At 57.9% G+C, this 26,672-nt stretch carries 21 protein-coding genes and 1 pseudogene; 4 read left to right on the top strand and 18 right to left on the bottom strand.

Features of this window, described 5'->3' with window-relative positions:
- Position 1: 1 nt before the first annotated feature.
- From ACZ6J2_RS05590 to ACZ6J2_RS05555, 8 genes are all read right to left on the bottom strand, one after another.
- Positions 2-622, bottom strand: coding sequence for a YfgM family protein (locus ACZ6J2_RS05590; protein WP_039263736.1), 621 nt, complete (start codon positions 620-622; stop codon positions 2-4).
- Between the two features lie 13 nt (positions 623-635).
- Positions 636-1,910, bottom strand: a complete 1,275-nt coding sequence (hisS, locus tag ACZ6J2_RS05585) for a histidine--tRNA ligase (RefSeq protein WP_471725104.1) — start codon at positions 1,908-1,910, stop codon at positions 636-638.
- A gap of 80 nt (positions 1,911-1,990) precedes the next feature.
- Entirely contained in the window at positions 1,991-3,109 is a 1,119-nt protein-coding gene (gene ispG / locus ACZ6J2_RS05580; RefSeq protein ID WP_023308814.1) for a flavodoxin-dependent (E)-4-hydroxy-3-methylbut-2-enyl-diphosphate synthase, read from the bottom strand.
- Positions 3,110-3,135: 26 nt separating this feature from the next.
- Complete coding sequence (gene rodZ, locus ACZ6J2_RS05575; RefSeq protein ID WP_471725102.1) at positions 3,136-4,149, bottom strand: cytoskeleton protein RodZ; 1,014 nt, start codon at positions 4,147-4,149, stop codon at positions 3,136-3,138.
- A gap of 293 nt (positions 4,150-4,442) precedes the next feature.
- A complete protein-coding gene (rlmN, locus tag ACZ6J2_RS05570) occupies positions 4,443-5,609 on the bottom strand; it encodes a dual-specificity RNA methyltransferase RlmN (protein WP_014171168.1) in 1,167 nt (388 codons plus the stop codon).
- 169 nt (positions 5,610-5,778) lie between these two features.
- Positions 5,779-6,210 (bottom strand): nucleoside-diphosphate kinase, encoded by a 432-nt coding sequence (ndk, locus tag ACZ6J2_RS05565; protein ID WP_003860625.1) that lies wholly within the window; start codon positions 6,208-6,210, stop codon positions 5,779-5,781.
- A gap of 156 nt (positions 6,211-6,366) precedes the next feature.
- Complete coding sequence (gene pbpC, locus ACZ6J2_RS05560; protein WP_471725101.1) at positions 6,367-8,691, bottom strand: peptidoglycan glycosyltransferase PbpC; 2,325 nt, start codon at positions 8,689-8,691, stop codon at positions 6,367-6,369.
- 1 nt (position 8,692) lies between these two features.
- Complete coding sequence (locus tag ACZ6J2_RS05555; protein WP_471725099.1) at positions 8,693-13,645, bottom strand: alpha-2-macroglobulin family protein; 4,953 nt, start codon at positions 13,643-13,645, stop codon at positions 8,693-8,695.
- Positions 13,646-13,931: 286 nt separating this feature from the next.
- Here ACZ6J2_RS05555 and ACZ6J2_RS05550 point away from each other — a divergent pair, with 286 nt between their 5' ends.
- From ACZ6J2_RS05550 to ACZ6J2_RS05535, 4 genes and pseudogenes are all read left to right on the top strand, one after another.
- The gene (locus tag ACZ6J2_RS05550; RefSeq protein ID WP_471725098.1) at positions 13,932-15,476 is read left to right on the top strand and encodes a PTS transporter subunit EIIC; all 1,545 of its coding nucleotides are present in this window, start codon (positions 13,932-13,934) and stop codon (positions 15,474-15,476) included.
- 12 nt (positions 15,477-15,488) lie between these two features.
- Positions 15,489-16,856, top strand: a complete 1,368-nt coding sequence (locus ACZ6J2_RS05545) for a 6-phospho-alpha-glucosidase (protein ID WP_045888293.1) — start codon at positions 15,489-15,491, stop codon at positions 16,854-16,856.
- Between the two features lie 90 nt (positions 16,857-16,946).
- Positions 16,947-17,794, top strand: a pseudogene (gene sseA / locus ACZ6J2_RS05540) (3-mercaptopyruvate sulfurtransferase).
- On the top strand, positions 17,794-18,564 hold the full coding sequence (locus ACZ6J2_RS05535; protein ID WP_047652683.1) for a MurR/RpiR family transcriptional regulator: 771 nt from the start codon (positions 17,794-17,796) through the stop codon (positions 18,562-18,564). The pseudogene sseA and the gene ACZ6J2_RS05535 overlap by 1 nt, the downstream one beginning before the upstream one ends.
- Positions 18,565-18,581: 17 nt before the next feature.
- On the opposite strand, the gene sseB is transcribed toward ACZ6J2_RS05535, so the two are convergent.
- The 10 genes from sseB to iscR all read right to left on the bottom strand — a co-directional run bounded on the left by sseB (position 18,582) and on the right by iscR (position 26,506).
- A complete protein-coding gene (gene sseB, locus ACZ6J2_RS05530) occupies positions 18,582-19,358 on the bottom strand; it encodes an enhanced serine sensitivity protein SseB (protein WP_023333036.1) in 777 nt (258 codons plus the stop codon).
- Between the two features lie 110 nt (positions 19,359-19,468).
- Complete coding sequence (gene pepB / locus ACZ6J2_RS05525) at positions 19,469-20,755, bottom strand: aminopeptidase PepB (protein WP_032659444.1); 1,287 nt, start codon at positions 20,753-20,755, stop codon at positions 19,469-19,471.
- Positions 20,756-20,935: 180 nt separating this feature from the next.
- Positions 20,936-21,136, bottom strand: coding sequence for a Fe-S cluster assembly protein IscX (gene iscX / locus ACZ6J2_RS05520; RefSeq protein WP_003860650.1), 201 nt, complete (start codon positions 21,134-21,136; stop codon positions 20,936-20,938).
- A gap of 1 nt (position 21,137) precedes the next feature.
- Positions 21,138-21,473 (bottom strand): ISC system 2Fe-2S type ferredoxin, encoded by a 336-nt coding sequence (gene fdx, locus ACZ6J2_RS05515; protein ID WP_003860652.1) that lies wholly within the window; start codon positions 21,471-21,473, stop codon positions 21,138-21,140.
- A gap of 1 nt (position 21,474) precedes the next feature.
- A complete protein-coding gene (gene hscA, locus ACZ6J2_RS05510; RefSeq protein WP_033146222.1) occupies positions 21,475-23,325 on the bottom strand; it encodes a Fe-S protein assembly chaperone HscA in 1,851 nt (616 codons plus the stop codon).
- Positions 23,326-23,339: 14 nt separating this feature from the next.
- Positions 23,340-23,855: a co-chaperone HscB gene (hscB, locus tag ACZ6J2_RS05505; RefSeq protein ID WP_048976602.1), complete on the bottom strand. Its 516-nt coding sequence runs from the start codon at positions 23,853-23,855 to the stop codon at positions 23,340-23,342.
- 79 nt (positions 23,856-23,934) lie between these two features.
- The gene (gene iscA, locus ACZ6J2_RS05500) at positions 23,935-24,258 is read right to left on the bottom strand and encodes an iron-sulfur cluster assembly protein IscA (RefSeq protein ID WP_003860659.1); all 324 of its coding nucleotides are present in this window, start codon (positions 24,256-24,258) and stop codon (positions 23,935-23,937) included.
- A gap of 13 nt (positions 24,259-24,271) precedes the next feature.
- Entirely contained in the window at positions 24,272-24,658 is a 387-nt protein-coding gene (gene iscU / locus ACZ6J2_RS05495) for a Fe-S cluster assembly scaffold IscU (protein ID WP_003860661.1), read from the bottom strand.
- A gap of 24 nt (positions 24,659-24,682) precedes the next feature.
- Positions 24,683-25,897, bottom strand: coding sequence for a cysteine desulfurase (iscS, locus tag ACZ6J2_RS05490; RefSeq protein ID WP_008502157.1), 1,215 nt, complete (start codon positions 25,895-25,897; stop codon positions 24,683-24,685).
- A gap of 117 nt (positions 25,898-26,014) precedes the next feature.
- A complete protein-coding gene (gene iscR, locus ACZ6J2_RS05485) occupies positions 26,015-26,506 on the bottom strand; it encodes a Fe-S cluster assembly transcriptional regulator IscR (protein ID WP_023308826.1) in 492 nt (163 codons plus the stop codon).
- Positions 26,507-26,672 lie beyond the last annotated feature (166 nt).

Raw genomic sequence — 26,672 nt, 5'->3', positions numbered from 1 at the left:
CTCAGACGGACAAATTATTTATTTTCATCTGCATCATTTCGCTCAGCGCAGGTGAAGCATTGCTCTCTACGCCAGCTTGCCACGCTTTACGCGCGCCCGCTTTGTCACCTTTGCTCAGCAGTGCTTCACCGCGCAGATCGGCAACGATGGCAGCAAAACCTTCGCCTTTGATGGTATCGAGCGTTTTCAGCGCATCGTCAGCTTTTTTCTGCTGAACCTGAATACGTGCCAGGCGCAGATTGATCACCGCTTTCAGGTTCTCATCGCTGGCCGCAGCAAGGCTCTGCGAGAGCTGTGCAGCGGCTTTATCCAGTTCGTTCTTATCAACGTACTGCTGAGCCACTTCCAGCGCAGCCAGTGCACCGTAGGTGTTTTTGTTGTCAGCCGCAAATTTTTCTGCCGCAGTCAGCGTTTGCGGCTGATCGGCACGAATTGCGCTCACGGTATTTTCATAGGACAGAGACGCGCCGCGCGCGGAATCTGCCTGATGATTGTTCCAGTAACGCCAGCCCACCAGCGCACCGATACCTAAAACAACCCCAACAACCAGCGCTTTGCCGTTTTCAACAAAGAAGCGCTTAATCGCGTCGACCTGATCGTGTTCGTTCTCGTAAATTTCCACGCAGTCCTTCTCCTTAGCCCAATAGAGTGCGCAAGTGCGCCGCAACGCCGTCCTGCGTTACCGTTGTCTGCTCACCAGAGCGCAGGTCCTTCACCACCACTTCGCCGTTAGCCACTTCGGACTCGCCCAGCACCAGTGCAATACATGCGCCCCACTTATCGGCACGAGCAAACTGTTTTTTGAAGTTGCCGCCGCCATGGTTGGTCATCAGCTTAACGCCCGGCAGCGCATCGCGCACGCGTTCGGCAAGCTGCATCGCCGCAGGCTGCGTTTCCGCGCCTGAAGCCACCAGGTATATATCGACAACGGAATCTGCTTTAAATTCCGGATTAACTGCCTGAACCAGCAAAACAAGTCGCTCAAGGCCCATCGCGAAGCCAACAGCCGGGGCTGCGCGACCGCCAAGTTGCTCAACCAGACCGTCATAACGGCCGCCCGCACATACGGTGCCCTGAGAACCGAGGCTGGTAGTCACCCACTCAAACACGGTACGGTTGTAGTAGTCCAGACCGCGCACCAGGCGCTGATTCACGGTATAGGCGATGCCTGCCGCTTCAAGCAGCTTGCACAGGCCCGCGAAGTGTTCGCGAGATTCTTCATCCAGGTAGTCACCCAGCGCAGGCGCATCGTTCAGCAGTGCCTGAACATCCGCGTTTTTGGAATCCAGAACGCGCAGCGGGTTACTGTACATGCGACGTTTGCAGTCTTCGTCCAGCTTCTCTTTATGCTGTTCCAGGAACGCCACCAGCGCATCGCGGTAGTTAGCGCGTGCTTCCAGAGAACCGATAGAGTTCAGCTCAAGAGAAACGTGATCGGCGATACCGAGGGCGCGCCACCAGCGGGCGGTCAGCATAATCAGTTCAGCGTCGATGTCCGGGCCCTGCAGGCCAAAGACTTCTACACCCAGCTGATTGAACTGACGATAACGACCTTTCTGAGGACGTTCGTGGCGGAACATCGGGCCGATATACCACAGGCGCTGCTCCTGATTGTACAGAAGACCATGTTCGATGCCGGCGCGTACGCAGCCCGCCGTACCTTCCGGACGCAGGGTCAGGCTGTCGCCGTTACGGTCCTCAAAGGTGTACATCTCTTTTTCAACCACGTCGGTGACTTCACCAATCGCGCGTTTGAATAACGGGGTCTGCTCTACAATCGGCAAACGGATTTCGCTGTAACCGTAGCTGCCGAGCACCTGCTTCAGTGTGCCTTCAATGCGCTGCCAGATGGCGGTTTCGCCAGGCAGATAATCGTTCATGCCGCGGATGGCTTGAATGTTTTTTGCCACGTTTATTCTCTTTCTATATACAAAAAAAACCCAAAGAATGGGTTCAATCATACATGGGAAGCGGCACGCTTCCCATCACGTTATTTTTCAACCTGCTGAACGCTGATACGCTGTGTTTCGTCCATCATGGCGGCTTTGGCGCGGATGCGGGCTTCAAGCTGGTCGATCATGTCGCTATTATCCAGACGATCTTTACGAACGCCATCTTCATAGAGACCACTTTTCTTATTACCGCCGGTTACACCCAGGGTTGACACCAGCGCTTCACCCGGACCGTTTACCACGCAGCCGATGATGGAGACGTCCATCGGGGTGATAATGTCTTCCAGACGCTGCTCCAGGGCATTCACCGTGCCGATCACATCAAACTCCTGACGTGAACAGGTTGGGCAGGCAATGAAGTTGATCCCGCGCGCGCGAATGCGCAGTGACTTCAGGATATCGAAACCGACTTTGATCTCTTCGACCGGATCGGCCGCCAGCGAGACGCGCAGGGTGTCGCCGATCCCTTCAGAGAGCAGCAGCCCAAGACCGATCGCGGATTTTACAGAACCGCTGCGCAGGCCGCCCGCTTCGGTGATCCCGAGGTGCAGAGGCTGGTCGATCTGCTTTGCCAGCAGACGATAAGACTCTACCGCCAGGAACACGTCTGACGCTTTTACGCTGACTTTGAACTGGTCAAAGTTAAGACGATCCAGATGATCCACATGGCGCATCGCGGATTCGAGCAGCGCCTGTGGCGTCGGCTCGCCGTATTTTTCCTGGAGGTCTTTTTCCAGGGAACCGGCGTTAACGCCGATACGGATAGGAATATTTTTATCGCGGGCGCAGTCCACGACCATGCGGATACGCTCTTCGTTACCGATGTTGCCCGGGTTAATACGCAGGCAATCGACGCCGTATTCGGCCACTTTCAGTGCGATGCGGTAGTCGAAGTGGATATCAGCCACCAGCGGAACGCTGACCTGCTGTTTGATCAGTTTGAACGCCTCAGCGGCATCCATGGTCGGGACGGAGACGCGAACAATGTCCGCGCCTACACGTTCTAATGCTTTGATTTGATTGACCGTCGCTTCCACATCGGTGGTGCGCGTGTTGGTCATCGACTGAACGGCGATAGGTGCCCCATCGCCGATTGGCACATTCCCAACGTAAATCCGTTTCGATTTTCTACGTTGAATCGGAGCCTGGTTATGCATGAAAAATCTCCCGCGTTGCCCGTCTGTTACTGTGCTGCTGATTGTTCGGCATTAACGGTAAGACGTGCAACCTGGTTAGTTCTGATAAAGCGGCTCAGATCGACAGGTTTTCCTTGATACTGGATCTGTACCGCTGCCGGTGCGCCGATTTTAAGTTTATAGGGAGCCTGGCCGGTTAGGTTTAACGTGCCATCTTTACGCTGCAGGCCGCTGAACAGTTTTTTACCTGTCGCGTCAGTCACTTCCAGCCAGCAGTCGGCGCTGAAGTTCATCACCAGGGCGTTGGGATCGGCTGCTGTTGCCGTACCCGCCGGGCTGGTTGGCAGAGACGCTGCGCTATTGTCTGCAGGCTGAGTAGCAGCAGGCGCGTTCGCCGCAGTATCAACATTCGCCTGAGAAGGGGCAACAACCGCGTTTTGATCCTGAGCCTGCGGCGCAGCGGTGTTAGCCGTTGCTACCGGAGCCTGTGCAGCACCGGTCGCCGACGCGTCTGGCGCTGCGGTCTGTGGCTCGCTGGAGGAAGCTGCGCCGTCGGTATTCAGCGGCACGTTCTGGGCATTCTCACTTCCGGCCTGGTTGAGTTCGGCGGAGGATTGATCGGCCATGGTGGTGATCTCTTCCTGCTGGGCCTTGTGGTTTTGCCACCACCATGCGCCGGTCAGACCGATCACCACAAACAGCACCAGCCAGGTAAAGCTCATCAGCCAGCCATCGCGTTTTTTACGACGTTTCCCCAGGGAGAAGGTCTGCATCGGCGCAACTTTTGCTGCACGGACCGGTGCCTGCTTCTCCATCATTGGCAGTAATTCGTTTTCGGGGATATGGACCAGTTTTGCGTAAGAGCGGATATAACCGCGCAAGAATGTTGAAGCCAGATCGGCAGGTGCCTTATCTTCTTCAATATCGCGAACCGTGGAAACCTTCAGGCACAAGCGTTCCGCAACGGCTTGCTGGCTGAGTCCGAGTTGTTCACGGGCGTTGCGAAGACGAACGCCAGTGGAGAGTGCTTCATGTTGGTCGTGAGTGGCTTCAGTATTCATTCGCTACAACTACTGGTACGTGAAAAATAAGGGTTCAGGTGCCGGTGAGTCACAATGCCACCCGCACCGCGAAACTTCTGGTCAGTTAACCTTGAACAGAGAGTATAAGACTGTCAGCCCGGAGATGACAGTACAGCCCTGCCCGTACGGCTAAACTGTTGTTACGTCGTTACATACTGCCCGAAAGTCGGATGAAACGCACCGTAATTATTGTTCAGTCATCACGAATCTGACTGATTATTCAGTAAGAGTATGCTTCACGGCGCAGATAATGCGCCGTGAGTGCATAATAATCAAACAGCTTTAACCGCGATCGTCTCGCCCTGCATGCGTTTACGCAGGGTACGTTTGGTACGGTCAATGACATCACCCGCCAGCTGTCCGCATGCTGCATCAATGTCATCACCACGGGTTTTACGCACGATAGTGGTGAAACCATACTCCATCAGCACCTTGGAAAAACGGTCGATGCGGCTGTTCGAGCTACGGCCATACGGCGCGCCCGGGAACGGGTTCCATGGGATCAGGTTGATTTTGCATGGCGTATCTTTCAGCAATTCGGCCAGCTGATGCGCATGTTCGGTACCGTCGTTGACGTGGTCAAGCATCACGTACTCGATGGTGACGCGGCCCTGGTTGGCGTTGGATTTCTCCAGATAGCGACGCACCGCAGCGAGGAAGGTTTCGATATTGTACTTTTTGTTGATCGGCACAATTTCGTCACGAATTTCGTCATTTGGCGCGTGCAGGGAGATCGCCAGCGCAACGTCAATCATGTCGCCAAGCTTGTCCAGCGCAGGCACAACGCCTGAGGTAGACAGCGTGACGCGACGCTTGGACAGACCAAAACCGAAGTCATCCAGCATGATTTCCATCGCCGGAACAACGTTGGTCAGGTTCAGTAGCGGCTCACCCATTCCCATCATCACCACGTTGGTGATAGGACGCGTACCGGTTACTTTTGCCGCACCCACGATTTTCGCGGCACGCCAGACCTGGCCGATAATTTCTGACACGCGCAGGTTACGGTTAAAGCCTTGCTGCGCGGTAGAGCAGAATTTGCACTCCAGCGCACAGCCTACCTGAGAGGAGACACACAGCGTGGCGCGGTCTTCTTCCGGGATGTAGACGGTCTCAACACGCTGATCGCCTACCGCAATCGCCCATTTGATGGTGCCATCCGCTGAGCGCTGCTCTTCCACCACTTCCGGTGCGCGGATTTCGGCCACTTCCTTAAGCTTGTTGCGCAGGACCTTGTTGATGTCAGTCATGTCATCAAAATTGTCGCTGCAGTAATGGTACATCCACTTCATGACCTGATCGGCACGAAACGGCTTTTCGCCCATCTCTTTAAAGAACTCGCGCATCTGCTGACGGTTCAGATCCAGCAGGTTGATTTTTCCATTTTTATTGGGAACCGCAGGAATGGCGACTTCGGAGGTATTCACTAATTCAGACATAATATTTTCCGGCCTCGTTGTTACACGTTATGGCCCATGGAGGGTTGAATAGAAACGCCCCGGAAAGCAGTCTGCTCGTCCGGGGCGTTGCATTGTACAAAGTCTGGCGCAGGGATGCCACGTCTGGACGCGGCATTTACGAAAATAATGTGTAAACGAAACCGTTAAATTAACGGGTGCGTGGACACACTTCGCCTTCTGCGAAGAAGAAAGCGATTTCGCGTGCAGCAGATTCAACAGAGTCAGAACCGTGGGTACCGTTCTCGGTGAAGCTGTCTGCGTAGTCAGCGCGCAGAGTACCTGCCAGCGCGTTGTCCGGGTTGGTTGCGCCCAGCAGGTCACGGTGACGCTGTACTGCGTTTTCGCCTTCCAGCACGGATACCACGATTGGACCGGAGGTCATGAACTCAACCAGGCCGTCAAAGAATGGGCGACCTTCGTGCTCAGCGTAGAAACCGCGAGCCTGCTCAACGGTCAGGTGCAGCATTTTGGTGCCAACAATTTTGAACCCTGCAGATTCAAAGCGAGCGAAGATGCTGCCAATAACGTTTTTTGCCACCGCGTTTGGTTTGATGATGGAAAAAGTACGTTCAATAGCCATGATAACCTCTGTCAATGTTCTGTTGTTTTGCATACCTGAGTATGGTGTGGCGCGGATTATAATGAGCAATAGCGCCATTGCCTATGGATTCAGGTAACATTTTTTTAAAATAAGACGAGTTTTAGCAACAGCTCACATCTGAAAGCTGTTTTCAGGTCACTGCAGCGTAAAATTCACCGTCGCGACCTGACCGGTCTCATCCATAACGAGTAACTGATAATCGCCCGATTTATCAAGCTGTAATGTGTAAACTCTTCCCTTCACATTCAGCGGTTCACCGTTCAAAAACCACCAGCGCTCGCCGCTATTGCCGGTCGCCTGAAGCGGCAGCGAAACGCGGGATTCCCCCGGCAGACGTTTGATGACGTCCCCTTCACGCACGCCTGTCAGGATGAGTGGCGCAGGTGCGTCCTGCGACAGCGGAGGACAGGTGGTTGAGGAAGGAGGGACCCGTACCGCGCGACGCTCGGTCGCCGGCAGCCACGGCTCCAGCGGCAGCGGCCAGACATCCAGGACTTTTTCAGTTGCATCAGGGCAATCTGCTGCCACGCGTTTACCCGTTTTATCCAGCCAGACCGGGAAGCGGATGCCGCGTATGCCTTCCTGTTCGGGCAATAGCAGCGTGGGCGGTTCACTCCCTTCCAGCAGCCAGGTCGACAGGCGACGCCGACAGTTTTCGCTTCCTTCCGGCAGCGACTGGCCGCCCGGCCAGCAGATCACGCCCCGCCCGACGCTCTCCGGACGCGGGTCGCGCGGCAGGCGGGCTTCGTCTACCGTTGAGCGCGACTGAAGCAGGTTATTGACCTGATTTAACAGTGGAACTGCGCTGGCGAAACCAAACTGCCCCGCTACGGGCGTACCGTCCGGTCGTCCTGTCCAGATGCCTATTACGTAGCGGGCATTAAGACCAATGGCCCATGCATCACGGTAGCCGTAGCTGGTGCCGGTTTTCCACGCCAGCGGCGCGATCTGCGGTAGCGCATTATCCGGTAGCGGCTGCGCTTCATTGGCCAGAATACGGCGAATAATCCACGCCGAGCCTTGCGACAGCAGCGGACGTTCAATGAGCGGATCGCCCGGCTGTAACCGCAGCCTTCCCGCCTTACCGTGTCGGGCAAACGCGCTGTAGGCCGCGGCGATATCGCCCAGCCGGGCGCCTGCCCCGCCGAGGATCAGAGACAGATTCGGCTGCGCCCCCGCAGGCAGGATCAGCGGCAAGCCTGCGTTGCTCAGCATCCCGGCAAAACGTTTTGGCCCGTACGCTTCCAGTACCTGTACCGCAGGCAGGTTAAGGGAGCGCACCAGCGCTTCACTCATGCTGACCGGCCCGTGGAACCCACTGTCAAAATTCCCGGGGCGATAATCACCGGTTTTTCTGGGAACGTCCTGGAGAAGAGAGGCGGGATGGATCAGGCCATCGTCCAGCGCCATACCGTAAATAAAGGGCTTTAATACCGATCCAGGGGATCGGATCGCATTGACCATATCCACGTGGCTGAAACGCGTGTCATCGTTAATATCCACCGATCCGACCCAGCCGCGCACTTTCATATCGGTGTGATCCACGACGATCATCGCCAGCGAGCTGCGTGCCGGCAGGCGAGATTTCCAGTTCATCGCCAGCTCTTCCAGCTGCCGCTGCAGTCCGGCATCCAGCGTGGTGACAATTTTTGCGTCGCGACTTTTGCCGAGCATCATGCGCGCAAAGAGCGGTGCCAGCTGCGGCATCTGTCGGGGCGCCAGCCATACCGATTCTTCCCGTGATTCTTTAACCTGCTTCGCGGACCAGACGCCCTGCGTTACCATGCGGTCGAGCACTTTGTTGCGCGCCGCTTCGGCCCGGTCAGGCCAGCGGTCCGGACGCAAGCGGCTGGGTGCCTGCGGCAGCACAGCCAGCAGCGCCGCTTCGGAATAGCTGAGCTGCGACGGCGGTTTGCCAAGATAGGTCCAGCTTGCCGCCCCGACGCCCTGCAGCGTGCCGCCAAACGGAGCGCGGTTGAGGTAAAGGGTGAGAATGTCGCGTTTGGAAAGATGCCACTCCAGCTGCATCGCCCGCCAGAGCTGACGAACTTTACCGCCAAAGGTGCGCGGATGTGGGTCCAGCAGGCGTGCCACCTGCATGGTCAGCGTGCTTCCGCCAGAGACGACTTTGCCAGAACTGAGATCCTGCCAGGCAGCGCGCAGGACAGAGAGCGGGTTTACGCCTGGGTGATCCCAGAACCAGCGATCTTCATACTGGATCAGCGCCTCAAGGTAGCGGGGAGAGACCTCTTCAATGGTAACCGGGTAGCGCCAGATCCCGTCGCTATCGGCAAAACGCCAGAGCGGCGTGCCCTTCTCATCTACCACCACCCGGGCGGGATTAACCTCTTTCAGAGGTAACGGCCACAGGCGGTCGGCGGCGACAATCAGCCCCCATAAAACGAGAAGCGCTCCCGCCAGCCATAGCCAGCGGGAGCGTGTCAGACGTGCTATTCGCATATTACGGAACAACAATCAGCGGGCCGCTGGCCGCCCCCGTTGCCCGCCACTGCGGAACGTACATAGACTCCACCATCGGGACCGGCACCTGATAGGTTCCCGGCGTCACGGCACGGGCCAGATAGACCAGCGTGACCGGCTGACCTTCGTTTACCGGTACGGCAGCCACAAAGCGGTCGTCGCGGAATTCCATATGCTGAATGTCCGCCTGCTGCATCTGGCTGAGCAGGTTCTGTACCTCACTGCCGCTGTCCTGCAGGCTGGCGCTGCTGCTCGCCAGGTTCTGGTTTTCCAGCTCCAGACCCGCAGGGAGCAGATCCACCACCAGCGCATCCGGCACGTTCTGGCTGGCTTTAACGTCCAGCCACACCAGCACCAGCTCACCGCTCTTCAGCGAGGAGAGCGATTTACTGCTGCCGTCGGTTGCCAGGATATGACGTTCCACCTGCAGCACGTTCGCGCTCGGCTGAGGGGCATATTCCGGATAACCGGTGCTGTCCAGGCGTACCCACAGCGGTGTTGTCCCGGTATTGGTCACCTGCAGCGCGCCAAGCTGGTCGCCGCTCACGTTTTGCACCAGTGACTTATCGCCGCCTGATGCGGTCTCAGACAGCGAAGTTTTCGCCTGCCACGTACCAGACAGGGTTTGCAGCGAGCGTCCGGCCAGGAACAGCGCATTGCTCTCCTGCGTTGACAGCCAGCGCTGGCTGAAGGCCTGTTCAGACAGAGCATTCAGCAGCGTATTTTGCGCATCCGGCAGCAGCTTGTACTCCTCCAGAAGAGAGAGCATCAGCGCGTTATCGCGAAGCTGGCTGCCGTAATCGGCCATCCAGTTTTTGCTGTCGTTGCGCGGGGTTTTGAGCGCCAGATCCAGCGCCTGCTGGCTGCGCGGTGCATCGCCCATCAGTTTGAGCGCCATGCCCAGCTGCATCAGCGGAAGCCCGGAAGCCGCCTGCCCGTGGCGATCCCAGATTTCACGCAGCGCGCCCAGCGGCGCTTTTTGCTGACGTGCCAGCACCAGCGCGGCATAGGCCTGCACGGCAAACTTGCTGGCCTGAGTATCGTCGCTGTAGCGAATGGACATCATGCCCGGATCCTGCAGGTAGCGCAGCAGGCGGTTATTGGCGTTATTCACTGCATCGGCAGGTACGCTGTAACCCTGCTCGCCCGCGCGCACCAGGAAGTCGGTCACGTAGGCCGTCAGCCAGTACTCTTCCGGACCGTTTTTATCCCACAGCGCAAAACCACCGTCTTCACGCTGCATCTGCAGCAGACGGGAGATGCCAATATCAATCGCTGCGCGGCGCTTGTCATCGGTGTCGCCCTTGATGCCAAGTGCAGTCAGCTGCGCCGCGTTGGTGTAGAGCGACGGGAACAGGCCACTGGTGGTCTGCTCCAGGCAGCCATACGGATACGCCTGCAGCTCGCGAATATAGCGCGCCAGGTTAAGCGGTGGTTTGCCGCTCAGCAGCAGTTGTCCCTGCAGGGTAGCAGGAGAGAAACCGTTACTATGCTGCGCCGGTGCGGTCCAGGACTCGCCGGGGTTCAGCATGGCACCAGTATTCACCGTCTGCGCCGGGAACGCCGGACGCACGCCGATTTTCCAGCTCTTTTGCTGCGGTGCGAAAGACTCGCCCGGAAGCTGCAGGCCGGTCACCTGAGCAGTCACCTCGCCATCACCATAACCGTCCAGCGCACGCACCGGAATAAACAGGGTACTGCGCGCGCCAGGAGACAACTGAACCGGCTGCGGCTGCGAGCCTTCCAGCGACAGTTTTCCTGTCGCGGTCAGGGCGACATTCAGCGTTTGCGGCTTGTCCGTCAGGTTGGTGAGATCCAGAGTCAGCCGTGAGGTGTCCCCGCTTGCCAGGAAGCGCGGCGTGTTAAGCTCGGTAATGACCGGCGCAGCCACCACGACCTTGCTTTCGCTGCTGCCGAAATCGTCTTCCGTCCAGGCCTGCGCCATCAGACGCAGCTCGCCGTTGAAATCACCAATCGGCAGCGTAATTGTGCCTTCTCCGTTGGCATCCAGCGTAACCGGCTGTGCCTGCTGGGCAATAATGGTGACGTGGTTCACCGGCGGCTTACCGCCGCGCTTCAGCTCATCACCGTCACCACCAAAGCGCAGCGCGGCCAGGCGGCCCTGCCCTTCGATGACCTGGCCGTAGATATCGTAGATATCCGCACCATAGCGCTTCTGGCCGAAGAAAGCCTGCCACGGATCGGGCGTAACGTAATCGGTAATATTCAGCACGCCGCTGTCCACCGCCGAGACCAGCACGTTCACTTTCTGCGGAACCGCACCCTCTTTCACGCTGGCTTTCACCTTCACAGAGAGCGTCTGGTTTGGACGCATTTTCTGCGGGTTATCGAGCGCAATGTTCAGACGACGATTTTCATCGCCCATCGGCAGATGCAGCAGGCCGACCGCGCGTTTCGGCGTGGCGGATTTCGATTTATCCCCAGGACGAACCACCAGCGTACTCAGGTAGAGATCGTGACGTTTCCAGGCTTTGTCGACCGGGATAGCGAGATCAAGCCCGTTTGCCGGTACGTCGATCTCTTTCCACCACAGCGGCCCTTCGCTGGACTCGATCATCGCATAGCCCTTACCTGCTGCTGGCGCTGCAATGTGCAGGTTAATGGTATCGCCTGGCTGATAGGCTGGCTTATCCAGTTTCAGCGTCACGCGGTCAGGACGTGCAGCCCCGGTGCCGTCGCTGTTATCCTGCCAGCTGTAGCCTGCCCAGAAGCGCACGCTGCTGACCATCTCATCAGGCGCTTTAACTTCCAGACGGTATGAGCCCCACTCCACCGGGAAGGTGACTTTACCCGTCTCGTCGGCCTTGAGAGTCAGCTCCTGCTCGCCTTCAACCAGATCTTTTTGATCGAACTGAGACTGCCAGCCTTCGCTCTCAGACCAGTTCCAGAAGTAGTCGCGGCGCTCGCGGATCAGGCGTACCTGCAAACCGGAAACCGCTTTTTTCGCTCCGCTGGCATCGGCGTAAACGATGTCGAAGCTGGCGTTGCCGTTCTCGTCAACAATCGGCTGGTTGACGGTGGTATCGGTGCGGTAGTCGTAAACGGCTTTACTGGCGAACTGAGGGCGGATACCCGGCAGATCAGCCGCCGGCCAGATGGCCTGCTCAGCGCGACGCGTCACCGGACGACCGCCGGACTCGAGCAGGCTGGCCTGCAGGATCAATTGCAGTGGAGAGTGGACCTCTTTCCACTGGCTTTCGGTGCTGACCTGTCCACGCCCCTGCTCGTCGAGCGTAAGCTGTACTTCATCCAGGCTGCGGCTCAGGTTCTCCTCAGCGATATCGCCAAACTGGAAGCCCGGCAGCGTAGCCACCGCGTCACGCAGCGGACGCAGGAAAAGCTGGCCCTGCAAAGAATTACCGTTGGCCGGTGCGCCATACAGGTAATAGCCCACCACGTTAAAGTCCACGTTATCCTGCGGTGAAACCGGCGATTTTTGTCCGCTCAGGTTCAATGCCATACGCTCGGGCATGAAGTCTTCGACGTGGAAGTCCCACAGGCGCTGCAGGTTATCGCCCGTGTTGGCGCGGATATGCCACATACCGGTCTGCGCCCCACTGTCCAGCGGATAGTTAAAGCGATAGAGCCCGTTCTCTGGCTTGACGACAATCGTACGCGCGACCTGTCCATCCGGGCGCAGCACGTCAAGCTTCACGGGCTGATCGGGAAGCGGCTTACCGTCACTGTCGCGCAGTAAGCCGTTGAGGATCACCGTTTCACCCGGACGATAGAGATCGCGCGGGCCAAACATAAAGAATTGCTTGCTGTAGCCGGGGCTACCGGCAATATCGAACTCCGCCAGATCCAGCGCCGGAAGCTTGAGGTCAAGCAGCGTGGTCTGGCCGTCTTTGCTCGCCAGAATCAGCGCGGCTTCTTTGTCCGTTTCAAGCTTCGCATGACCGTCGGCATCGCTCTTCGCCTCGGCGAGAGTCTGGCCTTTATCGTTCAGCAGCGTGACGGTCACGCCGGACTGCGCCGCACCGTTTTCCAGACTCTGAGTGAAAATATCCAGGCGGTTATGGTAACGGTGAGCGGACAGGCCAATATCGCTTAGGGTAAAGAGCGTTGCGGCATTGCTGTAGTTATAGTGCCCAGCCTGGTTCATGACCGCGATATAAACGCCAGACTGCTGGAGCGGTTTAATATCCTTCAGGGGCAACAGCAATTTTTCGCGCGTGTTGCGCGCCGGATTAAGATCGAATCGACCGGTGTAAACCAGCTCCGCCATCTTCAGCAGGTTATCGGATTCCCAGTTGGTCAGCGAGTTACGGTACTCCCACTGGCTGACAAGGGAGGCCAGCGATTCCGGCTTCACGCGGTAAAAGTTGACATCAACATTGTTGACGTTGAGCGCCATCACCGGCAGACCTTCCACCACCTTGCCCGGCAGCAGCGAGCCGCGGCTGGCAAAACCAACGGTAGGTTCAATGTCCCGGGTGGTCAGGGCTTTTTCATAATCAATGCCGAACGTCGCCTTGTTCAGCGCCTGCAGGTCACGTTCAACGGTGACGACCAGGTTGCGGTTAGGCTCCAGATGGCGCAGGCGAAGCTCTTTCAGGTTAGGCGCTAGTTCCCACGCCCCGTCAACCTTGCCGCTTTTCTTATCCACGACGTGCACCGTTTTCGCGAAATCCTGATCGGGATTCAGCGGAACAGAAAAGGTCAGCACCAGCGTGGCGGCACCGTCGAGCTGAACTTCTGAGGTATCCAGCAGCGTCAGCGCTTTTCCCTGACTTTGAGCGGCCAGCTTAGCCAGCGTTTCAGCACTGGGCTTTTCTGCAGCTTTCGGTGTGGATGCGGTGGATGCCGCGGGAGCCGCAGCCTGAGATTTATCGTCGCTGTTATCACAGCCGACAAGCGTAAACGTGGTGAGCAGCGCAAGAGAGAGCGCGGCTAAGCGAAACGGTTTCATCCTTTGTCCCTGGCCCATGGAGCCTGTTGGTCGTCGTCCGGATAAGTATTATCCGCAAGTTTCATTAATTCAAAAAGGCCAATTTTAAAATCTGGAAAGCGTCTCGCAGAACGGCATCACGCCTCTATGCCGTGATGGAACCGCGATCACAGCACATAACGTCACATGTTACCTTTCAAGTCATTTGTTTTTAAAACAAGAAGATAGCTGGCTAAGCTCGCCCGAAGGCTGCTAGTTTTATGACCATGACGCACCCCGAGTGCGCGGTTCAAAAAGAGAGAAAGCCATGAAACGAGCCGTGAACGCCCTACAAAATTTCGGAAAATCATTGTATGGACCGGTACTTATCTTACCGATCGTCGGTCTGTTTATCGCCTTTGGTAACGTGCTGGGTAACGGTAATCTCGCTGAATACCTGCCGTTTCTGGGCCATCCGCTGATTCAGCACCTTGGTCAGCTTATCGCGAAATCTGCCGTGTCGGTGCTGGTCAACCTGGCGCTGGTGTTTGCCGTCGGGATCCCGATTGGTCTGGCGATGCGTGATAAAGGCTATGCCGCGCTGATTGGTCTGGTGACCTTTGTCGTGTTCATCAACGCCATGAACGTCACGCTACAGCTGCAGGGCGCGCTGGCGCCAGCGGCCCAGATGAAAGCGGCCGGGCAGACCATGGTGCTGGGCGTGCAGGTGCTGGAGATGGGCGTTTTTGCCGGGATCCTGACCGGGGCGCTCTCCGGATATCTGTACAACAAATACTCCGGCGTACAGTTTAATGGCGCGATGGCAATTTACTCCGGCCACTGTTTTGTCGCCATCGTCATGCTCCCCGTCTCCATGCTGCTCGGCGTGGTGATGAGTGAACTGTGGCCGTATGCCCAGCACGGCATTAGCGCCCTGGCGCTGGCCATCAAAGGCTCCGGGCCGTTTGGCGTGGCAATCTACGGTTTCCTGGAACGTATTCTGGTCCCCACCGGCCTGCACCATCTGGTTTATACCCCGTTCCTCTATACCGAGCTGGGCGGCACGCAGGAGGTGTGCGGCGCAACCTATCAGGGCGCACGCAATATCTATTTCGCCGAGATGGCCTGCCCGGACGTGAAGCAGCTCAGCAGCACCGTGGTGTGGGACGCGCGCGGCATCAGCAAGATGTTCGGCCTGCCTGCCGCAGCCCTGGCGATGTATATGACCGCAAAGCCGGAGCGTAAAGCCATTGCGAAAGCCATTCTGATCCCGGCGGCGCTGACCTCGCTGCTGGTCGGCGTGACCGAGCCGATTGAGTTCTCCTTCCTGTTCGTCGCTCCGCTGCTCTTCGTGGTGCACGCGGTGCTGACCGGCATCGGCATGATGCTGTTCTCGCTGCTGGGCGTTCACGCCATCGGCGCCAACGGGTTTATCGACTTCATCCTCTACAACCTGCCGCTCGGCACGGAGAAGTCCAACTGGCCGATGTACATCGTGGTCGGGCTGATCATGTTTGCCCTCTACTTCGTGGTGTTCCGCTTCCTGATCCTGCGCTTCAACATGAAAACGCCGGGCCGTGAAGATGAAGATCAGGAGACGCGCCTCTACAGCAAGCAGGAGTACCAGGCGAAGGGCAATAACGACGGGCTGGGCGAATCCATCGTGACGGGTCTGGGCGGCCGGGAAAACATTGAGGTTGTGGACAACTGCTACACCCGCTTACGCGTCACGGTGAAGGACGTCGCCATTATCGATGAGCCGCGACTCAAGGCGACCGGCGCGAAAGGGATTATCAAACAAGGTAACAACGTTCAGGTGGTCTACGGGCTGCACGTCAAAAAAATGCGAGAAGCCGTTGAGACGTTTCTCTGAAAGGAGCTAAAGATGTTTACACCCCCATTTATTCTGTCGATTGCCGGCGGCGGCAGCACCTACACGCCGGGCATTGTGAAAAGCCTGATGGTGCGCCTGCAGGATTTCCCGCTGGCCGAAATCCGCCTTTATGACATCGACGAGGCGCGTCAGAACACCATTGCACCCGTCGTCGAAAAGGTCATTCGCGACCACAGTCAGAGCATCAAATTTACCGTCACCAGCGACCCGGAAGTGGCGTTCAGCGGCGCGCATTTCGTCTTCGCCCAGATGCGCGTCGGCCAGTACAAGATGCGCGAGCAGGACGAGAAGATCCCGCTGCGTCACGGCGTGGTCGGCCAGGAAACGTGCGGACCCGGCGGCCTGGCATACGGACTGCGCACGATCCTGCCGATGGTGGAGCTTATCGATCTGGTGGATCGCTACGCGCACGAGAAAGCCTGGATCGTGAACTACTCCAATCCGGCGGCGATTGTCGCGGAGGGCGTGCGCCGGCTGCGGCCAAATGCGCGGGTGCTGAACATCTGCGATATGCCTGTCGCCGCGATGCGCAATATGGGGGCGATTCTGGGTGTCGATCGCCGCAGGCTGGAGGTGGACTACTTCGGCCTGAACCACTTCGGCTGGTTTACCCGCGTGCTGGTGGACGGCGAAGACAAGCTTCCCGAACTGCGTAAACATATCGCGAAGTTTGGCCTGCTGACGGAAGATGCGGCTAAAACCGATCCGCAGCATTCCGATCCATCATGGGTCAAAACCTGGCGCAACATTAAGCCGATCATGGACAACTTCCCGGAGTATCTGCCGAACCCGTATCTGCAGTACTACCTGATGCCGAACCAGATCGTGGAGCATCAGAACCCGGACTATACCCGCGCCAATGAAGTGATGGACGGGCGCGAGAAAAAGCTGTTCGCCGCTGCCGAAGAATACAAGCGCACCGGGATCCTGCCGGACGCCTTCCACGTAGGCGTCCACGGCGAGTTTATCGTCGATGTCGCCTGCTCGCTGGCCTTTAACCTACGGAGCCGCCATCTGGTGATGGTGGAAAACCGCGGGGCGATTACCAACCTGCCTTACGATGCCGTGGTGGAAGTGCCCGCTTATATCACCTCCGAAGGCCCGGAACCGATTCGCGTCGGTCAGGTGCCGCTGTTCCATCAGACCCTTTTGCAACAGCAGCTCGCCTCTGAACAACTGCTGGTGGAGGCCACCATCGAGGGCAGCTATGAGAAAGCCCTGCAGGCGTTCACCCTCAACCGCACCGTGCCGACCATGGAACACGCGAAAGCGATTCTGGATGAGATGATCGAGGCCAACCGCGACTACTGGCCTGCGCTGCAAAAAGCCTGGCAGGACGGCGAAACGGTGAAAAAATAGGGGCTTGCTCGCGAGTTGAACGTGGTTTGCTTGTCGGTGTCAGAAAAAACACCGACAATCCTTTTTTACGGAAAAGAATGGAGGCAACCCATGTCCACCTCATATTTTGTCGCCGCCGACTGGCTGATTGAGCACGGTGACGATCCGGAAGTTCAGATTATTGACGCGCGTATGGCCCGGCCGGGCAGGAACACCTTCGCGATATGGTCGCGGAATACCGTGCCGGACATCTGCCTGGCGCGGTATTTTTTGATATCGAAGCCCTCTCCGATCGCAACTCTCCCCTGCCGCACATGCTGCCGCGCCCGGAAGCGTTTTCTGTGGCGATGCGCGAGCTGGGCGTCAGCAAAGACAAACACCTCGTTGTTTATGATGAAGGTAACCTCTTCTCCGCCCCGCGCGCGTGGTGGATGCTGAAGAACTTCGGCGTGGAAAAAGTCTCTATTCTGGCGGGCGGGCTGGCGGGCTGGAAGCGCGACGAGCTGCCGCTCCAGCAGGGTGACGTGACGCTGCCGGAAGGCGAGTTCGACGCCACGTTCGACGCGCACGTGGTGAAACGCCTGACCGACGTGCTGGTCGTGAGTCATGAAAAAACGGCGCAAATCGTCGATGCCCGTCCTGCTCCGCGATTCAATGCCGAAGCGGATGAACCGCGTCCGGGGCTGAAGCGCGGACATATTCCGGGGGCGCTGAACGTGCCGTGGGGCGAGCTGGTGTTTGAGGGCGAGCTGAAAACCACCGACGAGCTGCGGGCCATTTTTGACCGTGCTGGCGTGGATTTACATCGTCCGATTATTGCCAGCTGCGGCTCCGGCGTAACGGCCTGCGTGGTGATCCTGGCGCTCGCCACGCTCGGCGCGAACGACGTCACGCTCTACGACGGCGCCTGGAGCGAATGGGGTGCGCGAGACGATCTGCCTGTCGAACCCGCGAAATAATGGATAACCGCCTGGCCACGCTGTTAACGCGCGGGGCGTCGCTGACCCGCGCGGAGTATCGCGTCCTCGCCCACCTCACGGAGCACCCGCTGCTGGTGGGCAACATCACGGTACGCGAGCTGGCGCAGGCGACGTTTGTTTCTACCGCCACCATCATGCGGCTGTGTCAGAAGCTGGGGTTCAGCGGCTTTAGCGAGTTTATCTGGCACTGCAAGCAGCTGCTCTCCGACACGCCGCATATTGCCGCCCAGGGGCAGTCGCTTCCTGAACTCCCGGCGCTGTTTAATCAGTTTATCGCCAACTATCAGCACACCTTCCAGTGGGTCACGCAGGAGAAGCGCCAGCAGTTTGCCGACCTGCTGCGCCAGAAAGAGAGCTTCTTTCTCTACGGGGCCGGGTTTTCCTATCTGTTTGCGGAGTACCTGACCAAGAAGCTACAGGTGCTGGGCAAAACGGCGTTTATCTCCGGGCCGGGGGACAGCCGGAATATTTTCCTCAGCAACGCCGCCCGCTATCAGGTGTTTATTGCCGTCTCGCGCAGCGGCGAAACGGAGCAGGTGCTGGATAAAGCGCGGATTGCCAAAAACGTCGGTATGACGATCGTCGCGTTTACCCGCGCCTCGGCCAATACGCTGGCGGGGATGGCGGACGTACATTTTGCCCTCTATGACGAAGCGGTACACTTCGCCGCCGAAGCCGCGGGGGTGACGTCGTTTGAGTCGAATCTGGTGCTGCTGATGGATTTACTGCTGCTGGAAGCAACGGGGTGATATTCACCCCGCCGTAATCAGATTATGCGGTTGGTTTTGAGATCGCGCAGGAAGCCGCCCCAGCGACGCTCGTAGAACGGCGTGATGTGCTCGGTAATAAAGTGGCTGATGCCCTTCTCACCGTTCTTCACCTGGCAGATATCAATCGGCTCGTCGCCCGGCAGCGTGTCGGTCGCCACGCTTCCCGCGGCCTGAATGATATCGTCGATATCGCCGTCCGCCTCAATACCAATCAGCAGAACCGGATGCTCGTCCGCACGCTCTTTAATGGAGCAGAGAAACGCGCGTCTAACCGGTTTCAGGGTTTTGAACAGCGTCGTGAGGGAATCAATCATCTGCGCGGGCGGCTCGGCTACTTCAGACAGCAGCAGCGTTTCGCCCCCTTCCAGCACTTCCTGGGTGCTGAGCGGGTTGCCCTCTTCACCTATCAGATGGCTGATTTCACGCGGGGTAAACTCTTTCCCGGTCGGCAGCTTCGCGTTAAGGAACAGCGTCTGGCCCAGCGTCATTTCGAACAGGGTACGCACCGGCATCACCACGAACGCCTGTTCGTCTTCTACCGCTTCCTGCAGAGCTTCCAGCGAGGTAAAGAACGGGATCACCGACGTGCCGTCGTCTTTCTCCCAGTGCAGCAGATCCAGCGCGCTATCTTCGACAACCTGCTCACCTTCCGCCGCGGTGCCCGGCACCCAGACGGTGGATTCCAGCAGCGTGCGGAAAAATGCCGGACGGTGTGCGGGCTCGGTCGCCGCCTGCTCCAGCAGGGTTTCTAATTCGTTTTTGGTTTCGGACATAATAATTCCAGATGATGCATTTCCCCTCACCCCGGCCCTCTCCCTCAAGGGTGAGGGAGCAAACCATCCCCTCTCCCCTTGGGAGAGGGTTAGGGTGAGGGCAATAAAGATTACTCAGCCGTCAGCAGGTTCGCCACGGTACGCACGCCCAGACCGGTCGCGCCAGCGGACCACTGCTCAACCGCCGCTTTACGGTAGGTTGCGGAACAGTCGATGTGCAGCCAGCCTTCGTGATAATTCTCAACGAAGTGGGACAGGAAGCCTGCTGCGGTGCTGGCACCCGCAGGGTACGCCGCGCTCGCCGTGTTGTTCAGCTCGGCAAAGTTGGACGGCAGCTGGCTGCGGTGGAACTCGGCCAGCGGCAGACGCCAGAACGGTTCGTTTTCGGCAGCGGCGCTTGCCAGCAGGCGAGCGGCCAGCTTATCGTCGAAGCTGAACAGCGCGTGGTAGTCGTTGCCCAGGGCGGTTTTTGCCGCGCCGGTCAGGGTCGCCATGTCGATAATCAGCTCGGGCTTCTGCGCAGACGCGTCGATCAGGCCATCGGCCAGCACCAGGCGGCCTTCGGCGTCGGTGTTCATCACTTCGACGTTTTTGCCGTTGCGATAGCGAATGATGTCGCCCAGCTTGAAGGCGTTACCGCTCACCATGTTGTCCGCGCAGCACAGATACAGCTTCACGCGCTTGTTCAGACCGCGGGTAATGGCGAACGCCAGCGCGCCGGTGATAGTTGCCGCGCCGCCCATGTCGGACTTCATGGAGTCCATAAATGCGCTCTGCTTCAGGCTGTAGCCGCCGGTATCGAAGGTGATGCCTTTACCCACCAGGCAGGCAAATACTGGCGCCGCTTTATCGCCGGTTGGGTTGTAATCCAGCGCCAGCAGGACCGGAGGACGCTCAGAACCACGGCCCACGGTGTGGATACCCATATAATTCTGCTCGCGCAGGTCTTCACCTTTGGTGATGCGGTAGGACATCTTGTCGCCCGCCACGCCGCACAGCAGGTCAACCGCGCGCTGCGCCAGCTGCTCAGGACCAAGCTCTTCCGCCGGGGCGTTGATGGTGTCACGCACCCAGTCGATAATTTGCAGGCGGCTTTCCAGCTCTTTCTGACCGGCGGCATCAAGGTTTGCCCACTCAATTTTGCGGGTGCCTTTCGGGCCTTTGTAGCCTGCCCAGAATGCCCAGCTGCGGTCGGTGTCCCAGCCTTCACCTTCCAGGGAGACATGTTTAATGCCCAGACCATCAATTTTACGCGCGGCACGCTGGATCAGGCCCAGATCATCTTTGCCCGTCAGGTGCAGGGTAATGCCGTCGTTGTTGATGCTGTAGGTGGCTTTCTCGCCCCAGCGCGCATCGGCTGGCTGCGTAGAGAGCGTAATCTTCATCGCTTCGGTCATTTTATTTATCCTTATTAGCAAACGGGCCGCCTGAAGGCAGCCCATAGAGTCTCTTTCCACTAAATGATTCGCGTTGCAGGAAGGCGGCAAGCGAGTGAATCCCCGGGAGCAGAGATAACTCTGTGACCGGGGTGAACAAGCGCAGCCAACGCATCGGCAACGTGAAGCATGACGTGGAAATTATTCTGCTTCATCTAACCAGACTAACAGAATCGCCTCCAGAATTTTTTCATTGGATGCGTTTGGATCGTCGTCGAAATCCTCTAGATCGCAGATCCACTGGTGCATGTCGGTGAATCGTACGGTCTTCGGATCGAGATCCGGGTTCGCGTCGTAGAGCGCTTCGCCGATTTCACGGCTGTCTGTCCACTTCAGTCCCATATCAGTGCTCGCGTGCGTGGTTGATGGTGTAGCGTGGGAATTCCACGACCAGATCTTCATCGGTCACCGCAGCCTGGCAGCTCAGGCGGCTGTCTGGCTCCAGACCCCATGCTTTATCCAGCATGTCGTCTTCGTCTTCGGTGCTCTCGGCGAGAGAGTCGAAACCTTCACGCACGATGCAGTGGCAGGTGGTGCAGGCACAGGATTTTTCACAGGCGTGTTCCACTTCGATACCAGCGCGCAGGGCTACATCGAGAATGGTTTCACCGGTCTTCGCTTCCAGAACAGCGCCATCCGGACAGAGGTCCGCATGAGGCAAAATTACAATCTTTGGCATATTAAACCTCGTCCACGGACTGGCCTTTCAGCGCGACGCGGACAGATTTGTCCATGCGGCGAGCAGCAAAGTCCTGGGTTTGTTTATCAACGTTTTTAATGGCTTCTTCTATTGCGTCAGCGTCATTGCCTTCTGCTACTGCGCTTAAATGCGCGGCAGCGTCGTCAATCACCTGGCGCTCAGCGGCGCTTAACAGCGCGGCATCGGCAGCGAGCGCGCCGTTCAGGCTCTCCAGCACGCGGGCGGCTTCAACTTTCTGTTCAGCCAGCATACGCGCCTTCACATCCTGCTCGGCGTAGCTCATTGAGTCCTGAATCATGGAGGCGATTTCGCCATCGGTCAGGCCGTAGGACGGCTTCACCTGAATGGACGATTCCACGCCGGTGGATTTTTCCATCGCCGTGACGCTCAGCAGACCGTCCGCATCCACCTGGAAGGTAACGCGAATATGCGCCCCGCCCGCAGGCAGCGCCGGGATGCCGCGCAGCGCAAAGCGCGCCAGAGAGCGGCAGTCCTGTACCAGCTCGCGTTCGCCCTGCATCACGTGGATGGACATCGCGGTCTGGCCGTCTTTGAAGGTGGTGAACTCCTGCGCGCGCGCCACCGGAATGGTGGTATTACGCGGGATCACTTTCTCCACCAGGCCGCCCATGGTTTCTAACCCGAGCGATAGCGGGATGACGTCCAGCAGCAGCATTTCGCTGTCCGGCTTGTTGCCGACCAGGATATCGGCCTGGATTGCGGCGCCCACGGCAACCACTTTGTCCGGGTCGATGGAGGTCAGCGGCGTGCGGCCAAAGAATTCGCCCACGCGCTCGCGCACCAGCGGCACGCGAGTCGAACCGCCCACCATGACCACTTCCAGCACCTCGTTCGCCTCAACGCCCGCATCTTTCAATGCGCGACGGCAGGCCAGCAGGGTGCGTTTCACCAGCGGGGCAATCAGATCGCTGAACTGGTCGCGGGCGATCTCACCCTGCCAGCCCGCAACGTTTACGGTAACCGTCTGCGCATCGCTCAGGGCGATTTTAGCGTCGATGGCCGCATCCAGCAGTTCACGCTGCACGCGCGCATCGCTGCGATCGCTGATGCCCGCCTGCTCGCGAATATAATCCGCCAGCAGATGGTCGAAGTCATCGCCGCCCAGCGCGGAATCCCCGCCGGTCGCCAGCACTTCAAACACCCCGCGGCTCAAGCGCAGGATCGAGATATCAAAGGTACCGCCGCCGAGATCGTAAACCGCAATCACCCCTTCCTGACCGGAGTCGAGGCCGTAGGCAATCGCCGCCGCCGTCGGTTCGTTCAGCAGGCGCAGCACGTGCAGGCCTGCCAGACGCGCGGCGTCTTTGGTACCCTGACGCTGTGCATCGTCAAAATAGGCCGGAACGGTGATGACTACGCCGTCCAGATCGCCGCCGAGCGTCGCCGTCGCGCGCGCCGCCAGCGCTTTGAGGATGTCGGAGGAAACGCGAATCGGGTTCAGCAGACCGGCCGCGGTCGCAATCATCGGCAGGCCGTTTTCACTGGCCTGCAGCTGATACGGCAGATGCGGATAGCGGGTCTGAATATCGGCCAGAGAGCGGCCCATCATGCGCTTGACGGAGCTGATGGTGTTGGCCGGATCGCGCGCGGCGTTGGCGCGGGCGTCATAGCCGACCGCGTGACCCTGCTGCTGGTAGTGGACCACGGAAGGCAGCAGATGGCGGCCCTGCTCGTCGGCCAGCGTTTCCGCCTGGCCGCTGCGCACGGTCGCCACGAGGGAATTGGTGGTGCCCAGATCGATACCCACCGCCAGACGACGCTGGTGCGGTGCGGCACTTAAGCCAGGCTCACTAATTTGTAATAAGGCCATAATTGCTTCCGAAATTAAAAATCGAGCAGCTTTTCTTCGAGTTGTTCAGCACTGCTTCGCAGTTTATCGAGAAAACGGAGTTTGCGCACAGTGTCTGCCGCCGCGTCCCAGGTCTCGTTGTTCAGTTGCTCCACCATCTGCTGATGGCGGGTATCGAACATGCCCTTCACGCGCGTGATGAAGCTTTCCAGACGCGCTTCGTCTTTGGCCTGTTCAATCTCATCCAGCTCTTCGCGAAGCTCCAGCTGTTCCATCAGAAACGCGGTGTCGCGCACGGTATGCTGTTCGCTCGCCAGATCGAAACCGTGGAGCGAGAGCAGATATTCTGCACGCGCCAGCGGATGACGCAGCGTCTGCCAGGCCTGGTTGATGGTCGCAGAGTGCGATACCGCAGCCAGCTGTTCTGCCTGAGTACCACTGGCGAATTTATCCGGGTGATACTGACGCTGAAGATCCTGAAAACGGATCGTCAGCGCCTGGAGATCAATCGGGTATTGAGCGGGTAGTCCGAAGAGAGTGAAGTAATCCATAACAATCTCAGGGGTAGCCTGTTAGAACAAACCCCACGCGCAGCAGGTAAGCCACGGTGGGGTTTCGGATGACGCGCGGTTAAACGTGGAAGCTTTCGCCGCAACCACACTCGTCTTTGACGTTCGGGTTCGTGAATTTGAACCCTTCGTTCAGGCCTTCTTTAACGAAGTCCAGCTGAGTGCCGTTGAGGAATTGCAGGCTTTTGCCATCGACCACCACCTTCACGCCCTTGTCTTCAAACACGGTGTCATCAGACGCCGGCTCGTCAACAAACTCCAGTACGTAAGCCATACCAGAACAGCCGGAGGTACGTACGCCCAGTCGCAGGCCAAAGCCTTTACCACGGTTCGCCAGAAAAGAGCTTACTCGCGCGGCAGCGCTGTCGCTAAGGGTAATCGACATACTCAAACCTCAATTATTTTGCTTCACGTTTGCTTTTGTAATCCGCAATGGCGGCTTTGATCGCGTCTTCTGCCAGAATTGAACAGTGAATTTTCACCGGTGGCAGTTCGAGTTCTTCAGCAATATCCGTGTTCTTGATTGCCTGTGCTTCGTCCAGAGACTTGCCCTTCACCCATTCGGTAACCAGGGAGCTGGACGCGATAGCAGAACCGCAGCCGTAGGTCTTGAAGCGCGCGTCTTCAATGATACCTTCATTGTTGACTTTAATCTGCAACTTCATCACGTCGCCACACGCCGGTGCGCCAACCATACCGCTGCCGACAGATTCGTCGCTGTTGTCAAAAGAGCCAACGTTGCGCGGGTTCTCGTAATGATCGATGACTTTTTCGCTGTATGCCATGATTGAATTCTCCTTATGTACCGATTAGTGATGTGACCATTCAATGCTGTTCAGATCCACGCCCTGCTTGAACATTTCCCACAGTGGAGAAAGGTCGCGCAGACGGCCGATGGAGTTGCGAACCAGCTTGATGGTGTAGTCAATCTCTTCTTCGGTAGTGAAACGACCTAAAGAGAAACGGATAGAGCTGTGCGCCAGCTCGTCGGTCATGCCCAGCGCGCGCAGCACGTAGGATGGCTCCAGGCTTGCAGACGTACAGGCAGAACCGGAAGAAACGGCCAGGTCTTTCAGCGCCATGATCAGCGATTCGCCTTCAACATAGTTGAAGCTGACGTTGAGGATGTTTGGAGCGCCCTGCTCGAGATCGCCGTTCAGATACACTTCTTCCATATCTTTCACGCCGTCCCACAGACGGTTACGCAGCGTGCGCAGGCGCGCCATCTCGGTTTCCATCTCTTCTTTTGCAATGCGGTACGCTTCGCCCATGCCCACGATCTGGTGAACAGGCAGCGTGCCGGAACGCATGCCGCGCTCGTGACCGCCGCCGTGCATCTGTGCTTCGATGCGGATACGCGGTTTACGACGAACGTACAGCGCGCCGATCCCTTTCGGGCCATAAATTTTGTGGCCGGAGAAGGACATCAGGTCCACTTTCAGCTGGCTCAGGTCGATAGGCAGTTTGCCCACGCTCTGGGTCGCGTCAACGTGGTAGATGATACCGCGCGCGCGGCACATTTCGCCGATGGTCGCGATGTCCTGAACGACGCCGATTTCGTTGTTGACGTGCATGATGGAAACCAGAATGGTGTCATCACGCATGGCCGCTTCGAGCTCTTTCAGGTCGATGATCCCGTTGCTCTGTGGCGCCAGGTAAGTCACTTCGTACCCTTCACGCTCCAGTTGGCGGCAGGTATCCAGCACGGCTTTGTGTTCGGTTTTGCTGGTGATGATGTGCTTGCCTTTTTTCTGATAAAAGTTGGCTGCACCTTTGATCGCCAGGTTGTCGGATTCGGTCGCACCGGAGGTGAATACAATCTCACGCGGGTCGGCACCCACCAGGTCGGCAATCTGATTACGGGCGATATCAACCGCCTCTTCAGCATGCCAGCCAAAACGGTGTGAACGGGAAGCTGGGTTACCAAAGTTTCCGTCCAGGGTCAGACACTGCATCATTTTCTCGGCAACACGCGGGTCCACCGGCGTGGTTGCGGAGTAATCGAGATAAATCGGTAATTTCATTGCTCTTTAAACTCCGTACATCGCTTCAATGCAAGGAATCAGGCAACCGGCTGGATGTACGACCGAGTACGCGGGGCGTGACCGCCCCGGCCTGATTCTGAAATCTTTATCGTTTTATTACGCGCGCAGTTTGACGTCGATAGCGTCCTGCGCGCGGGTGCTGCGTTGGGAATCCTGACCGTGCTGACGACCAGAGACATCCAGAACTTCCTGGTTATTGACCAGTTCACCCAGGGTGATGTTGTTCAGGAAGCCGGTGAGACGGTCGCTCAGATCGCGCCACAGCGCGTGGGTCAGGCATTTATCGCCGCCCTGGCAGCCGCCTTTACCCTGGCAACGGGTCGCGTCAACGGATTCGTCAACTGCGCTAATCACTTCACCAACTGCAATACTGCCCGCGTCTTTACCCAGCAGATAACCGCCGCCTGGGCCACGAACGCTGGAAACCAGTCCATTTTTACGCAGTCTGGAGAACAGCTGTTCCAGGTAAGAGAGGGAGATCCCTTGTCGTTCAGAAATATCAGCCAACGGAACCGGGCCCGCTTCGGAGTTGAGCGCAACGTCCAGCATCGCGGTCACGGCATAACGCCCTTTAGATGTCAGTCTCATGTCTTACTTAACCTCAAACTCGCCCCTGCCCGGGGTTTTTTATTGTAAAATGGGGGTATTGCATAGCAGGGCCAAGTCTGACATTCCTGACTAAAATGGTCAACTATTTACTTGACTGTTTTAGTCAGGTATTTAACGTTCCGTGCCTTCATAACCCAGGTGCGGC

It is taken from the genome of Enterobacter sp. E14S (assembly GCF_055666685.1).
The sequence above is the reverse complement of the archived record's forward strand: the minus strand, read 5'-3'. Positions and strand labels throughout refer to the sequence as shown.

What these genes read in the sequence shown, in the direction of transcription:
- ndk (WP_003860625.1), bottom strand. Translation starts at nt 6,210, where the DNA reads ATGGCTATTGAACGTACTTTTTCCATCATCAAACCAAACGCGGTGGCA.
- ACZ6J2_RS05545 (WP_045888293.1), top strand. Translation starts at nt 15,489, where the DNA reads ATGTTTACACCCCCATTTATTCTGTCGATTGCCGGCGGCGGCAGCACC.
- iscS (WP_008502157.1), bottom strand. Translation starts at nt 25,897, where the DNA reads ATGAAATTACCGATTTATCTCGATTACTCCGCAACCACGCCGGTGGAC.
- iscA (WP_003860659.1), bottom strand. Translation starts at nt 24,258, where the DNA reads ATGTCGATTACCCTTAGCGACAGCGCTGCCGCGCGAGTAAGCTCTTTT.
- ACZ6J2_RS05535 (WP_047652683.1), top strand. Translation starts at nt 17,794, where the DNA reads ATGGATAACCGCCTGGCCACGCTGTTAACGCGCGGGGCGTCGCTGACC.
- fdx (WP_003860652.1), bottom strand. Translation starts at nt 21,473, where the DNA reads ATGCCAAAGATTGTAATTTTGCCTCATGCGGACCTCTGTCCGGATGGC.
- iscR (WP_023308826.1), bottom strand. Translation starts at nt 26,506, where the DNA reads ATGAGACTGACATCTAAAGGGCGTTATGCCGTGACCGCGATGCTGGAC.
- iscU (WP_003860661.1), bottom strand. Translation starts at nt 24,658, where the DNA reads ATGGCATACAGCGAAAAAGTCATCGATCATTACGAGAACCCGCGCAAC.
- hscB (WP_048976602.1), bottom strand. Translation starts at nt 23,855, where the DNA reads ATGGATTACTTCACTCTCTTCGGACTACCCGCTCAATACCCGATTGAT.
- rlmN (WP_014171168.1), bottom strand. Translation starts at nt 5,609, where the DNA reads ATGTCTGAATTAGTGAATACCTCCGAAGTCGCCATTCCTGCGGTTCCC.
- hscA (WP_033146222.1), bottom strand. Translation starts at nt 23,325, where the DNA reads ATGGCCTTATTACAAATTAGTGAGCCTGGCTTAAGTGCCGCACCGCAC.
- pbpC (WP_471725101.1), bottom strand. Translation starts at nt 8,691, where the DNA reads ATGCGAATAGCACGTCTGACACGCTCCCGCTGGCTATGGCTGGCGGGA.
- ACZ6J2_RS05550 (WP_471725098.1), top strand. Translation starts at nt 13,932, where the DNA reads ATGAAACGAGCCGTGAACGCCCTACAAAATTTCGGAAAATCATTGTAT.
- pepB (WP_032659444.1), bottom strand. Translation starts at nt 20,755, where the DNA reads ATGACCGAAGCGATGAAGATTACGCTCTCTACGCAGCCAGCCGATGCG.
- rodZ (WP_471725102.1), bottom strand. Translation starts at nt 4,149, where the DNA reads ATGAATACTGAAGCCACTCACGACCAACATGAAGCACTCTCCACTGGC.
- ispG (WP_023308814.1), bottom strand. Translation starts at nt 3,109, where the DNA reads ATGCATAACCAGGCTCCGATTCAACGTAGAAAATCGAAACGGATTTAC.
- iscX (WP_003860650.1), bottom strand. Translation starts at nt 21,136, where the DNA reads ATGGGACTGAAGTGGACAGACAGCCGTGAAATCGGCGAAGCGCTCTAC.
- sseB (WP_023333036.1), bottom strand. Translation starts at nt 19,358, where the DNA reads ATGTCCGAAACCAAAAACGAATTAGAAACCCTGCTGGAGCAGGCGGCG.
- ACZ6J2_RS05555 (WP_471725099.1), bottom strand. Translation starts at nt 13,645, where the DNA reads ATGAAACCGTTTCGCTTAGCCGCGCTCTCTCTTGCGCTGCTCACCACG.